At 43.9% G+C, this 13406-nt stretch carries 8 protein-coding genes and 5 pseudogenes; 11 read left to right on the top strand and 2 right to left on the bottom strand.

Annotated elements, in window-relative coordinates:
* The first annotated feature begins 49 nt into the window (after positions 1-49).
* Positions 50-1082, top strand: a pseudogene (locus tag AB4238_RS09045) (transposase).
* 414 nt (positions 1083-1496) lie between these two features.
* On the opposite strand, the gene AB4238_RS09040 reads toward AB4238_RS09045, so the two are convergent.
* Positions 1497-2081 carry a TetR/AcrR family transcriptional regulator gene (locus AB4238_RS09040; RefSeq protein ID WP_372033052.1) on the bottom strand — a complete coding sequence of 195 codons (585 nt, stop codon included), beginning with the start codon at positions 2079-2081 and terminating at the stop codon, positions 1497-1499.
* Positions 2082-2258: 177 nt separating this feature from the next.
* On the opposite strand from AB4238_RS09040, the gene AB4238_RS09035 reads away from it, so the two are divergent.
* A complete protein-coding gene (locus AB4238_RS09035) occupies positions 2259-2801 on the top strand; it encodes a carboxymuconolactone decarboxylase family protein (RefSeq protein WP_220738153.1) in 543 nt (180 codons plus the stop codon).
* A 197-nt stretch (positions 2802-2998) separates the two neighbouring features.
* Positions 2999-3412, top strand: a complete 414-nt coding sequence (locus AB4238_RS09030) for a GNAT family N-acetyltransferase (RefSeq protein ID WP_372033049.1) — start codon at positions 2999-3001, stop codon at positions 3410-3412.
* Between the two features lie 150 nt (positions 3413-3562).
* Here AB4238_RS09030 and AB4238_RS09025 read toward each other — a convergent pair.
* A pseudogene (locus AB4238_RS09025) lies at positions 3563-3883 on the bottom strand (FAD-dependent oxidoreductase); the annotation flags it as partial.
* Positions 3884-4210: 327 nt separating this feature from the next.
* Here AB4238_RS09025 and AB4238_RS09020 point away from each other — a divergent pair.
* The 8 genes and pseudogenes from AB4238_RS09020 (at position 4211) to AB4238_RS08985 (ending at position 13121) form a co-directional block, all read left to right on the top strand.
* Positions 4211-4759, top strand: coding sequence for a cupin domain-containing protein (locus tag AB4238_RS09020; RefSeq protein ID WP_372033062.1), 549 nt, complete (start codon positions 4211-4213; stop codon positions 4757-4759).
* A gap of 459 nt (positions 4760-5218) precedes the next feature.
* Positions 5219-5959, top strand: a pseudogene (locus AB4238_RS09015) (gamma-glutamyl-gamma-aminobutyrate hydrolase family protein).
* Positions 5960-5961: 2 nt separating this feature from the next.
* Positions 5962-7311 (top strand): glutamine synthetase family protein, encoded by a 1350-nt coding sequence (locus AB4238_RS09010; RefSeq protein WP_248972997.1) that lies wholly within the window; start codon positions 5962-5964, stop codon positions 7309-7311.
* 266 nt (positions 7312-7577) lie between these two features.
* Positions 7578-8678, top strand: a pseudogene (locus tag AB4238_RS09005) (polyamine ABC transporter substrate-binding protein).
* A gap of 110 nt (positions 8679-8788) precedes the next feature.
* Entirely contained in the window at positions 8789-9925 is a 1137-nt protein-coding gene (potA, locus tag AB4238_RS09000) for a polyamine ABC transporter ATP-binding protein (RefSeq protein WP_372033047.1), read from the top strand.
* A gap of 10 nt (positions 9926-9935) precedes the next feature.
* Complete coding sequence (locus AB4238_RS08995; protein WP_220738167.1) at positions 9936-10841, top strand: ABC transporter permease subunit; 906 nt, start codon at positions 9936-9938, stop codon at positions 10839-10841.
* Positions 10838-11654 (top strand): annotated as a pseudogene (locus AB4238_RS08990) (ABC transporter permease subunit). The gene AB4238_RS08995 and the pseudogene AB4238_RS08990 overlap by 4 nt, the downstream one beginning before the upstream one ends.
* Before the next feature lie 180 nt (positions 11655-11834).
* Positions 11835-13121: an NAD(P)/FAD-dependent oxidoreductase gene (locus tag AB4238_RS08985; RefSeq protein WP_372033061.1), complete on the top strand. Its 1287-nt coding sequence runs from the start codon at positions 11835-11837 to the stop codon at positions 13119-13121.
* Positions 13122-13406: the final 285 nt, after the last annotated feature.

The following is a 13406-nucleotide window of genomic DNA, read 5'->3' as shown; positions in this document are numbered from 1 at the left end:
ATCGCGACCTCCTACTATGCTTACTTTGAGCATTGAACAAGGAGGTTGCATGCCAAGGCCAAGACGAACTCTCATTAGTATTGAGCTCTTTATTTGGTAAGAAGTCCCTATTATCACTGCTGCAGCCGCGTCGTTCGGCGTGCATGCTGTCGAAACAAAAAGTGTGTGGGGATGATAAATACACAGGTAAAAACTACGACCATCGCCGTGGTTGGGTTGAAACGCAAATATTGAAGCTTACTGAGGTGTTTGCTATTGACGTTGCGGCATACGCATTCTTTACCAAAGAGAGGGAGTAATCATTTGCACCTTGTACTTTATATTGATTTAGAGACCGTGAATCGCTGGTCAGGTAGAGAGGTTGTCGAGCAATGGCATAAACTGTTCAATGGCACAGCGTTGACGCAAAAGTTTGTTAAAGGTGAAGTGATTGAAGAGTGCATGGTCGCACAACTTAAACAGCTTATCGCGACTTACCGCTCACGCCTTAGTGACATCAGTTGCTAACGTTTTCATAAGAGTTGCGGTGCTTGAATGAACCTATCGCCAGGCAAGCTAATCTTGAAGATAACTGCACCGGGCACTTCTGGGAGGGGCGTTTCAAGTCTCAGGCGTTGTTAGATGAAGCTGCAGTCCTTGCCTGTATGGCGTATGTGGAACTCAACCCTATTCGTGCCAAGATGGCGAATACACCGGAGAAATCTAATTTTACGAGTATCAAATTAAGAATCGAAGCTGCACTAAAAGGCGAGCAGCCCAAGTCACTCTTGCCCTTTATTGGTAACGAAAGAGTCAATCAGCCTAAAGGCATTGCATTCTCGCTAAAAGACTATTTAATCCTAGTCGATGAAACGGGAAGGGTTATTCGTGATGATAAGCGTGGGGCTATCTCTTCAAGTGCAGAAACCATTTTGAATCGACTCAATATACCATCAACGAACTGGGTTAGAATCGTCACGGAGTTTGGCCAATTATTTCATGGTCCGGTTGGTACGCTGCAGGAGCTTAATCGTTATTGTGAACACTTAAGTAAACGACGACGGCACTTTTCCAACAGTTGTCAATTTATACAAGTCAGCTAATTTAAAGCAGTACTTTTTGCCACCTTCTCCTCTATATTCCCAATACAGTTAGCTAGTTACGTCTTCGAGCACATTGTTGTGGCTTCATTCATCAATTTTACCTTTTGTTCTTCCGCAATAAGCATTGAAAGTACTTTTGTAGAAGTAGGGCAAGTTAGTATCAGTTGATATTGAGAGGGAAGCTGGCTATGTTATTGATTTATAGTGGCTGGCTAATATCAAAGCTTTGAAATAAAACAAGCTTTGAAATAAAATCAAACCCAAACCCAAACCCAAACCCAAACCCAAACCCAAACCCAAACCCAAAAACAAACCCAAATCCAAACCCAAAAACAAACCCAAATCCAAAAACAAACCCAAATCCAAGCTCAACCCCGAAAGTTCTGCGGACCTAGTGATTGTTGTGGGGAGCAACTAGAAAGGGTAATGGTTAAAGATATCGTCTATCATTTCAGCTAATGGCGCGTCTCCATCGCAGGTTCTGCTGTATGTGCGCAGACCTGAGATCTGGATCTGAATATGGCAAGCTAACTTCTTAGCATCTTTATCTTTGCTAATGTCACCTAGATCTTGGGCTTCTATAATGAGTTTTTCAAACTCATGTTCCATCGCTTTCAATGAGTCTTTTGCAGCTTGCAATAGCTCCTGCTGCTCATTGGTTAGTTCAGCAATGGTTTTAGCTAGCATGCACAAAGGACTTGGCGCGCAAGCTCGCTGTTCAATAATCATTCTTTTCATAAAGGCTTTTAGCGCCTCAATTGGCGAGCTAGCTTCTGTACGAGATTGCGCGAGTTGTTCGATACCAGCTTGGGTATAACTTGCTAAAGCTTCCTTAAATAATCCCTCTTTACTACCGAAAGTCGCGTAAATACTGCCGGGGCGCATATCGATGACATCCTGTAAATTACGCATAGAAGTAGCATGAAAACCTTTCTCCCAATACAAGTCTTTTGCTTTTTCAACAACCTGTTCTCGATTGAATTTTGCATTCTTTGCCATATAGCCATCATACCAATAAAAAGTTTGAACGATTGTTCAATTTTATCTTGAACGATCGTTCAAGGCTAGTTATATTGTTTTTAAAGAAAGCGATGTTGTTTTTAAATCGAGTAATCAGAGTGACGTAGTTGCTCTTGAATTAGTGAATCAAGTAATACTTACTTTAGGAATATCCTCATGAATGACTTTAAATTTCATACCGTTGAATCTGCACCAGCTGAGAGTAAAGCTATTTTAGAAGGCGCTGAGAAACAGATGGGAAGAATACCCGGCTTATATTCAGTGATGGCTGAGTCACCCAATATTTTGCAAGCGTATACGCAATTGCACCAGCAATTCACCAGTTCGTCTTTTGATGCTGAAGAGCTCACCGTTGTATGGCAAACCATTAACGTAGAACATGAATGCCATTATTGTGTTCCTGCTCATACAGGTATTGCGCACTCAATGAAAGTGGACCCCGCTTTAACTGAGGCGTTGCGTAATCGTCAACCAATGCCAACTGCGAAGCTGCAGGCACTACAAGACTTAACGTTGAGTATGGTGCGTAATAGAGGCAATGTTGAGCCCGCAGAGTTAGAGGCATTTTACGCTGCAGGTTACGAACAAAAGCAGGTACTAGAGATAATCCTAGGCTTATCGCAAAAAGTGATCAGCAACTACGTTAATCATGTAGCCAAGACTCCGGTAGACAAAATGTTCGAGCAGTTTGCTTGGTAGCGGATAGCGGCATAAAAAATGTGAGTCAACAGACAAAGCCTGTAGAGAAATCTGCGGGATTTCTGGTTATCAGTCTAGGGGATAATATAGATAGTCTATTTAAAACAGTATGTTACAGGTGTTAGCTTGTAGTGCAAATAAAAAGCACTATGAAAGCGCCTTGCTGTATCTAGCATGGTAAGCCATGAGAAACCATTATGAAAATCGAGGTATTACATTGTGAAGACCGCAGCGTATTTGACGCATTAGTTGCCGGTCTTCGCCAGCATAGAAATGAAAACATCGGTGATGAGGACACTCTGCCATTGTCCGTTGTCGCCAGAGATGACGCCGGAAAGATTATTGGCGGTGTTACCGGCCGCAGTATTTACAAAAACTTTCTCATTGAAGTGGTGTGGGTCGATAAAGCGGCCCGTGGCAACGGTCTTGGACGTCAGTTAATGCTACAGGCAGAAGAGCAGGCTAAGCAAAGAGGTTGCCTCGCGGCTCAACTTGATACTTTGTCTTTTCAAGCACCGCAGTTTTATCAAAAGCTAGGATTTGAAGTTGTAGGAACTGTGCCAGAGTTTGCTGGCAGTCCTGCCCGTTATTTTATGTTGAAAAAGTATTAAACCTGCTTCTATGTAGCGCTAAGTAAATTCATTTATATTAGGCGCGGTGGATCTGCCGGCCTTATACCAATCATCTGACAACGATAGCTTTAGATTAAATTGAATAACAGCAGCTGACTGCTCTGCTGTTGCTAATATCATGCAGCGAGTTTAAAAAATATCTCTGAATCTATGATACAGCATGCCCATAGCAAGCAGCGGCGAACGTAGGTAAGGACCTCCTGGGAATGTCATGTGAGGGATCTGTGCAAAAATATCAAACCGTTCTGCTTGAGTGCTAATGGCTTCTGCAATCAGTTTGGCTGCCATATGGGTAGCATTTACGCCGTGGCCTGCATAAGCCTGAGCGTAGAAAATATTTTTCGCATCTGGCAAGCGGCCTTTTTGCGCGAGTTCTATCGCAGTATTAATGCCACTAAAGCCACCACCTACAACACATACGTCAACATCGAATACCCCTTCCAATCGGGGTGATTGGTGTAGCTCTTTTGCTGTGGCAAAGTAATATGAGGCAGGGTATTGCTCACTATGCACCGGGCTTTTAGTTGACATATTTTCTCCAAGCATTTGTTTTTATTGTGAATTGGACTTGGGACAGTATACTCAAGACTGTGCAAATAAATTATTTACAGATGTTCGTTATTTTTAACACGCTTTTCTGTAGAATACAAACACGCCCGATAAAATGAACAGTACTTATTTGATTAAGCTGTACTGCATTAGAACTGGAACGTGCGTTTTGATTGTTCTGCATGTTGTTGGAGGCATAGAATGACAACTTCAATTAGGGGAAAGAATTTGGATATTGGAGCAAGCCTTAAAACCGTTAGAAAAGAGAAAGGCTTATCACAGCGCGAACTTGCTAAGCGCGCAGGTGTAACTAACAGTACCATCTCGATGATTGAGAAAAATAGCGTTAGTCCGTCAGTGAGCTCTTTGAAAAAAGTACTATCTGGATTACCTATGTCTTTGGTGGAGTTTTTTTCCATTGAAGATGAGACTGTCAGCGAACAGAAGGTGGTTTATCGTAGCGATGAACTTTTGGATATCGGTGATGGTGTTTTAGACCTCAAATTAATTGGACGAGATTTTCCGAATCGTGCCATGTCTGTGATGAGTGAAACTTACCCTCCAGGTGCTGATACTGGCATTGAGATGCTTAAGCACGAAGGGCAAGAAGCTGCGATGGTGATTGAAGGGAAACTCGAGCTCACCGTCGGTGAAGAGGTCTTTGAACTTAACGAAGGTGATAGCTATTACTTTAATAGTGAACTACCTCATCGTTTTCGCAACCCGTTTGATACGCCTTGCCGTATCGTTAGCGCGACCACTCCAGCAAACTTCTAACCGCATAAGTAAACCATTTATAAGCCCTCACCAGCTAGATACTGATTTAGCTGGTGGCTTTTGGTCGCTTTTTTACGCTAATGTCCAGCGCCCTTCCAAAATTACAACGTCCCATGTGTAAATAATATAAAGCAAAATCGCGCAGTTTGTGTGAAGCGCGTCAACATTGAAAAACATGAGTAAAGTACTCAACTATTGCCTGTTAATGCCACTGTTTTACCTGCAAAACAAACGGTTGTATCTTTAAGTTGTTGTGGTTAATGGCTTTTTGCTTTTAGTTCGATATTATTTATATTCGTGGCTGTTAATCTGTTTCCTAGTTTCAAAATTAAGTGTGCTGTGTGAAAAAATGAACATTCGGGTGTAATTTGTTCATTATAAAAAATTCGTAAATTAAGATTAAAAATTATTATAAAAACCATTGAAAAAACTCTGAATACGAAGGATTGAAGGTGTTATATGTCGGAAGTAGGGCTCGCGGTAGTAGGTGTGACGGCATGCAATCAACAGTTAAGTTTGCATCCATTTAACATTGTTGGCGAAAGTACTTATTAGCTATAGCAGATGCGACTCAAGCTTGGCCTCTGGTTATCCCGTCGTTGGGGCATTGCCCAGCCGAAACCGTATTAGCGAGACTCGACGGTATTCTGTTTACAGGTTCTCCCTCAAACATTGAGCCGCACCATTTTGATGGACCTGCAAGCGAAGCGGGCACGCATCACGACCCTAAGCGAGACGCCACTACTTTACCGTTAATTCATGCTGCTATTAAGGCGGGCGTACCAGTACTTGGGATCTGTCGTGGCTTTCAAGAGATGAATGTTGCCTTTGGTGGCAGTTTGCATCAGAAATTACACGAGGTAGGCGGGTTTATTGAGCACCGTGAAGACAAAACGGCACCCGTTGAAGAGCAATACGGTTTATCCCATGAGGTCAAGATAGAGCCTGGGGGACTGCTTCACGATGCATGGGGCCGCAGCTCCGCAGAGGTGAACTCTGTGTACACTCAAGGCGTTGCGGCCAGAAGCATATGCAAATGATGGGTTAATAGAAGCGTTTTCAGTTAAAGACGCAAACAATTTTGCATTAGGTGTTCAATGGCATCCAGAGTGGAAAGTGTTAGATAACGCTTTTTATACTGCAGTTTTTAAGGCCTTTAATCAGGCATGTCAGCGCCGTGCAGCGAGCAGAGTAAAATAATAATGAAAAAGTTAATTAGCTATTTAAAAGACGAAAAGATCACCGAAGTTGAATGTGTTGTCTGTGATATGACTGGTATTGCTAGAGGCAAGATTGCGCCAGTGGGGAAGTTCATTGATGAAAAAGGCATGCGTATGCCTGAAAGCGTGCTGTTGCAGACGGTGACCGGTGATTATGTTGAAGATGAAGCTTATGACGCTTTACTGGATGCCGCTGATATCGATTTCGTTTGTGTTCCAGATGAAAATGCAGTTTATAAACTGCCTTGGACGATTGAAGCTACGGCGCAAGTGATTCACGATACTTACGATAAAATGGGTAATCCGATAGAACTGTCTCCACGCAACCTACTTAAGAAAGTACTTAAGTTGTATGAAGATAAGGGCTGGAAGCCTGTTGTAGCCCCAGAAATGGAGTTTTATCTTACCCGCATTAATGAAGATCCCGATCAGCCGCTTATTCCGCCTGTTGGTCGCTCAGGTCGTCAAGAGTCTGGGCGTCAATCGTTCTCAATTGATGCTGCCAATGAATACGATCCGCTATTTGAAGATATGTATGACTGGTGTGAGATTCAAGGTTTAGATATCGATACCTTGATCCATGAAGAGGGCACTGCGCAAATGGAGATTAACTTCTCCCACGGTGATGCATTGACGCTTGCTGACCAAGTGTTTGTATTTAAGCGTACCTTGCGTGAAGCGGCGCTGAAACACAATGTCTGTGCCACCTTTATGGCAAAACCTATCACTAATGAGCCTGGCAGTGCGATGCACTTGCATCAAAGCATTGTTGACATTAAATCAGGCAAGAACATTTTCTCTAACGAAGATGGTAGCAAAGGCCCACTGTTCTATAGCTACATTGGTGGCCTGCAGAAATTCATCCCAGAACTACTGCCACTCTTCGCGCCAAATGTGAACTCTTTCCGCCGCTTCCTACCAGGCACGTCGGCGCCAGTTAATCTGGAATGGGGCGAAGAAAATCGCACCTGTGGTCTGCGTATTCCTGAATCTTCACCGCAAAACCTACGAATTGAGAACCGTATTGCTGGCGCTGATGCCAACAGTTACCTGTCGATAGCAGCAAGCTTACTCTGTGGCTATATGGGTATGGTTGAAGATGTTAAACCTATGACGCCAGTTCAAGGCCGTGCCAATGAAACCCGTAGCGGGATCTCTCTGCCACTGACCCTGGAAGAAGCTTTGGCTGTAATGGCTGAGAGCTCAGCGTGTCGTGAGTACTTAGGAGAGATTTTTACTAACGGCTATGTGGCCGTTAAACAAGCCGATTTAGAGAACTACCGCCAAGTGATCAGTTCTTGGGAACGTAAATTCCTACTGTTAACCGTTTAGAACGTGTCGCTACAGCTATCGATTTTGGGGATTGATAGCTGTAGTGGTTTAAAGCAAAAGTTGAGATTAATAAAAAGGAGTCATTCATATAGATAGTGCTATAAAACAGAGCATTATCTATATGAAAGCTGTAAAGCAGTAGCAACTGCCGGTGCGGTTTTTCAGGTGTAGCATTGGTTAACAATAAGAACTAAGTCGATTAATCGGCAAACAATGCAGCAACAGCAGAGAAGGTATCTCTGCTGCTACGCTAAATAGGAGATAGCATGAAGCTTATAAAAAAGGTGACCACTCTAGCACTCGTCACTGCAAGTGTTTTGGCCAGCAGTGTCAGTTATGCAGAAGAAGTGGTTCGGGTTTATAACTGGTCTGATTATATTGCCGAAGATACGCTTGAAAACTTCCACAAAGAGACTGGTATTCGCGTAGTTTACGACGTGTTTGATAGTAATGAAGTGGTTGAAGCTAAATTACTTTCTGGTCGCTCAGGTTATGACATTGTCGTACCATCAAATAGCTTTTTAGCTAAGCAGATTAAAGCGGGTGCTTTCCAAAAGCTTGATTCGAATCAATTATCAAATCATAAGAATCTAAGCCCTGAGCTAATGACTCAGCTGGAATCTGCTGACCCGGGTAATCAGTATTCAGTGCCATACCTGTGGGGCACCAACGGTATTGGTTACAACGTTGATAAAGTTAAAGCGGCACTGGGCGAAGATGCACCGGTTGATTCATTAGAGCTTATCTTTAATCCTAAATATGCCGAGAAACTGTCTAAGTGTGGACTATCGCTGTTAGATAGTGCTGATGAGATGATCCCAATGGCACTTATCTATTTAGGGCTTGATCCAAACAGCACTAAGTCTGATGACTTTAAAAAGGCAGGCGAAGTACTGGCTAAAATGCGTCCATACATCACTTACTTCCACTCTTCACGCTACATTACTGACTTAGCCAATGGTGATACTTGTGTCGCATTCGGTTACTCAGGAGATATTTTCCAAGCAGCTGCTCGTGCTGAAGAAGCTGAAAATGGTCAAGTAATTGAGTACTCAATTCCAAAAGAAGGCTCAAACCTATGATTTGACATGTTAGCGATACCTGCTGATGCAGCTAACGTGAAAAATGCCCACACCTTTATCAACTACCTGCTTCGCCCAGAAGTGATTGCGCCTATTAGTAACTATGTTGCTTATGCGAACCCAAATGTTCCCGCGCTACCGTTGGTAGATGAAGAGGTACGTACTAACACCTCTATTTACCCAAGCAAAGAGGTGCTAGATCGCCTTTACGTCGGTGATGTGCGCCCAATGAAATCACAGCGTGCCTTGACTCGTGTGTGGACCAAAGTGAAATCGGGTTATTAATCAAATATAGGGCAAGGTATTACCTTGCCCTTTTTGATCGACAGCAAAAATAGACACAATTTTAAAAGGTAAGCCTGTGACCTTAATGGCTTATCTGTTGGAGAAGTAATATGGCTAGTACCTTGGGCGTCACCAATAAACCGATTACAAAGACGCAAGGCGAAGTGCTACTTCAGATCGACCGAGTGAGTAAGCTTTTTGATGAGGTGCGCGCAGTAGATGATGTGTCACTGAATATAAAGAAAGGCGAAATCTTCGCACTTTTAGGCGGCTCAGGCTCGGGCAAGTCAACCTTACTGCGAATTCTCGCTGGTTTTGAAAAACCGTCAGAGGGGAGAATTTTCCTCGATGGCGAAGATATTACCGATATGCCGCCCCATGAGCGACCTATCAATATGATGTTCCAGTCCTATGCACTGTTTCCCCATATGTCAGTAGAGCAGAACATTGCCTTTGGTTTAAAGCAGGACAAACTACCAAAAGCTGAAATTGCTGAGCGTGTGCAGGAGATGCTAAAGCTGGTACATATGGAAGCTTATGCCAAGCGCAGGCCAAATCAGTTATCTGGTGGACAGCGCCAACGTGTAGCTTTGGCTCGCTCGCTAGCTAAGCGACCTAAATTACTGCTGCTTGATGAGCCAATGGGCGCGCTTGATAAGAAGTTGCGTACGCAGATGCAGCTTGAGGTGGTTGATATTCTTGAGGCTGTGGGTGTGACTTGTGTAATGGTGACCCATGACCAAGAAGAGGCGATGACCATGGCGGGGCGGATCTCCATTATGAATGATGGCTGGATCGCACAAACTGGCACACCTACAGATATTTATGAAAGCCCTAGTAGCCGTATGGTTGCTGAGTTTATTGGCAGCGTTAACCTATTTGAAGGTGAGATTGTCGAAGACCAAGCCGATCATTTGATGATCGCCAGTGAAGGTTTATCGCAGAATATCTATATTGATCACGGTGTATCGACCAACGTTGAAGATAAGACCGTTTGGGTCGCAGTGCGCCCAGAGAAGACACGGATTACGCGTGAGCAACCTCAAGGTGAATACAACTGGTCAAGTGGCGTCGTGGAAGATATCGCTTATTTAGGCGGGATCTCGGTGTATTACATCCGTCTACCTAATAAGCAGTTAATTCAAACCATCATGACTAATCGCGAACGTCGTTCAGATCCTCCTACATGGGAAGAAGCGGTTTTCATTAGCTGGGAGGCCACCAGCGGAGTGGTCCTTAGATCATAAGGAATCGATCATGAAAAAGCCGTTAAAGTTTCGATTACCCAAAGGCCAATGTTGGACCATAGGCGTTCCCTATTTTTGGCTACTACTGTTTTTTGCACTGCCCTTCGCGATTGTACTCAAGATCAGTTTCTCTACTCCGATTATTGCAATACCGCCTTACGAGCCGTTATTTCAATACGCAGAAGAATCGCTAAATATTATGCTCAATCTGGGCAACTATCTGCTCATTCTTGATGACTCATTGTATTACAACGCCTATTTGGGTTCGCTGAAAATGGCGACAATCTCTACCATAGGTTGTTTGCTGATTGGCTATCCGATGGCCTACGCCATTGCGAGAGCGCCGAAGAGTAGCCAGACCTTGTTGGTACTGCTAGTGATGTTGCCCTCTTGGACCTCTTTTCTCATTCGTGTTTACGCCTGGATGGGGATTCTAAGTAACAATGGAGTGATTAATAATGTGTTGATGTGGACTGGGCTTATCTCTGAGCCACTACAGATCTTAAACACCAATACCGCAGTCTATATCGGCATTATTTATACCTATCTACCGTTTATGATTTTACCGCTGTACGCAACCTTGTCTCAGCTAGATATGAGTCTAATTGAAGCCGCGTCAGATCTTGGTTCTCGTAGCTTAAATACTTTTTGGAAGGTGACGTTGCCGTTATCTAAAGGCGGAGTTATTGCGGGGTCAATGCTGGTGTTTATTCCTGTAGTGGGTGAATTTGTGATCCCTGAACTATTAGGTGGTCCAGATTCCTTGATGATAGGTAAAGTGTTGTGGCAGGAGTTCTTTAATAACCGAGATTGGCCGGTAGCGTCAGCGCTAGCGATTGTGATGTTGGGCTTATTGATTATCCCTATCACGCTATTTCATCGTTATCAGGCACGTGAGATGGAGAAAACAGCATGAAGAAGTTAAGTTTCTCTACCATTATGCTTTGGGCTGGCATGTTCTTCCTGTACGCGCCAATGTTCATCTTAGTGTTTTACTCATTCAATGAATCTAAGCTCGTAACCGTATGGGGTGGATTTTCGGTTAAGTGGTATGGCGAGCTGTTTCGCGAACAGTAGATTCTGGATGCGGTAGGCACCAGTTTACAGGTGGCGTTTTACGCCTCTACCATGGCGGTTATTCTCGGCACAATGGCGGCATTTGTCATGACCCGTTTCGCTCGTGGTTAGGGCAAGTTAACCCTATCGAATATGATTACGGCGCCGCTGGTAATGCCTGAAGTGATAACTGGTTTGTCATTGCTATTGCTGTTTGTGCATATGGCCAAACTTTCTGGACTGGCCTGCAGAGCGTGGCATGTTAACCGTGTGGATTGCTCACTCAACCTTCTGTGCCGCATATGTGGCGGTTGTGGTGTCATCGAGACTGCGTGAGATTGATCGTTCTGTCGAGGAGGCGGCGCAAGATCTTGGTGCTACGCCATTGAAAACCTTCTTTCAAATCACTGTGCCTATGATATCGCCAGCAATTGTCGCTGGCTGGTTATTGTCGTTTAGCTTGTCGTTAGATGACTTAGTGATCGCCAGTTTCGCATCGGGCCCAGGCGCAACAACCTTGCCTATGGTGGTGTTCTCCTCGGTGAGAATGGGGGGTTCTCCTAAGATTAATGCCTTAGCGACCTTGATTATCTTGATGGTGTCCTTGATAGCATTTATCTCTTGGTATTTTGCCCGCAGAGCGGATGCTAAGCAGCGTTCAAGTTCAGCCTAAATAATCAACATAGTCAGATCATGTAAAGCTTTGCTCTACATGATCTGCTGCTAGGCATTATTAAATTGTTGAAGATTCAGAGCTGCATATAGCTCACCGATAGTGATCGTAAAATTCGCTTACAAAGCGAGAAGGACAGAAGTTATGTCAATAATAAATAACCAAGGGCAGGCGGAAACCATGACCAGTACACCACATGCAGATTCATACTACGCGGCATCGGCTAATGACAAAACAGAGCGTGCTCAACTGCAAGATAATATCGATACTGATATCTGTATTATTGGCGCTGGTTACACAGGTTTATCGACTGCACTGCACTTATTAGAGATGGGTTATAGCGTGACGGTATTAGAAGCGGCGCGCATTGGGTGGGGCGCATCGGGTCGAAACGGCGGTCAAATCGTCAATAGCTTTAGTCGTGATATCGATTCTATTGAAAAGACTGTTGGCAAAGAAGCTGGTCAGTTATTTGGTGAAATGGCCTTTGAAGGCGCTCGTATTATTAAGGAGCGGATCAACAAGTATAATATTCAATGTGACCTGCAAGATGATGGTGTATTTGCCACGCTTAATAACAAGCAGATGGGACATCTACAGTCACAAAAGGCGCTGTGGGAAAAGCACGGCCACATGAATCATCTAGAGTTACTGGATGAAAGTGCTATTCGTAAAGTGGTTGATACCGAAGCCTATGTTGGCGGATTACTCGATAAAAGCGGTGGTCATATCCACCCACTGAATTTAGCCTTGGGGGAGGCCGCTGCGGTGGAGTCTCTTGGGGGGAAGATCTATGAAAACTCTGCGGTAATTAAAGTCGACGAGGGGGAAAACCCTGTGGTTCATACCGCAAACGGCAGCGTAAAATCGAAATTTGTGGTGGTGGCAGGTAATGCTTACCTTGGAGGGCTAATTCCTAAGTTGCAAGCTAAAGCGATGCCTTGTGGCACTCAGGTCATTACCACTGAACCGCTTAGCGATGAATTGGCGAAAAGCTTGCTGCCACAAAACTACTGCGTCGAAGATTGTAATTATCTATTGGATTATTTTCGTTTATCTGGTGATAACCGTCTTATTTATGGCGGCGGTGTGGTTTACGGTGCACGCGACCCTGCGGATATCAAATCAATCATTACCCCTAAGATGTTGAAAACGTTTCCACAGCTTAAAGATGTGAAAATTGACTACACTTGGACCGGCAATTTCTTGCTGACTTTGTCTCGTCTGCCTCAAGTTGGGCGTATTGGTAGTAATATCTATTACTCACAGGGTTGTAGTGGTCACGGTGTAACCTATACGCATTTAGCGGGTAAAATTCTAGCTGAAGCGATTAATGGTCAAGCAACACGATTCGATGCTTTTGCAGGCTTGCCGCATTACCCGTTCCCTGGTGGACATATGTTCCAAGTGCCATTTAGTGCCATCGGCGCCTGGTACTACACCATGCGTGATAAGTTGGGCGTATAACCTGAGTCATTGTCGATTTAATATTAAAAAGCCTACTTGAGTAAGCTTTTTTGTGTTGCTGCAATGGCTTTATTAACTCGATTTACACTTTTTTATGACTAGACCTAAACCAATCACCAGCACTTCAACAGCGCCAATCCCTGCGACAAGGTAAAATAATGCAGGTACATGCCTAATAAAATCCATCTCTATCTCTCTAGATACATATTGTAACTTACTTTCAATATCTCATACCTATCGGCATAAATTTTTGATGTTGATCTCAAAAATCAGCTTTTTTAACGA

This window comes from Shewanella sp. 10N.286.45.A1 (assembly GCF_041470405.1).
Taxonomy (GTDB): Bacteria; Pseudomonadota; Gammaproteobacteria; order Enterobacterales; family Shewanellaceae; genus Shewanella.
Note: the sequence above shows the minus strand (reverse complement) of the source record. Positions and strands in the feature narration are given on the sequence as shown.

Bases quoted from the DNA above. Each gene is read 5' to 3' on its own strand.
- AB4238_RS09040 (WP_372033052.1), bottom strand. From the start codon at position 2,081: ATGGCAAAGAATGCAAAATTCAATCGAGAACAGGTTGTTGAAAAAGCA.
- AB4238_RS09035 (WP_220738153.1), top strand. From the start codon at position 2,259: ATGAATGACTTTAAATTTCATACCGTTGAATCTGCACCAGCTGAGAGT.
- AB4238_RS09030 (WP_372033049.1), top strand. From the start codon at position 2,999: ATGAAAATCGAGGTATTACATTGTGAAGACCGCAGCGTATTTGACGCA.
- AB4238_RS09010 (WP_248972997.1), top strand. From the start codon at position 5,962: ATGAAAAAGTTAATTAGCTATTTAAAAGACGAAAAGATCACCGAAGTT.
- potA (WP_372033047.1), top strand. From the start codon at position 8,789: ATGGCTAGTACCTTGGGCGTCACCAATAAACCGATTACAAAGACGCAA.
- AB4238_RS08995 (WP_220738167.1), top strand. From the start codon at position 9,936: ATGAAAAAGCCGTTAAAGTTTCGATTACCCAAAGGCCAATGTTGGACC.
- AB4238_RS08985 (WP_372033061.1), top strand. From the start codon at position 11,835: ATGACCAGTACACCACATGCAGATTCATACTACGCGGCATCGGCTAAT.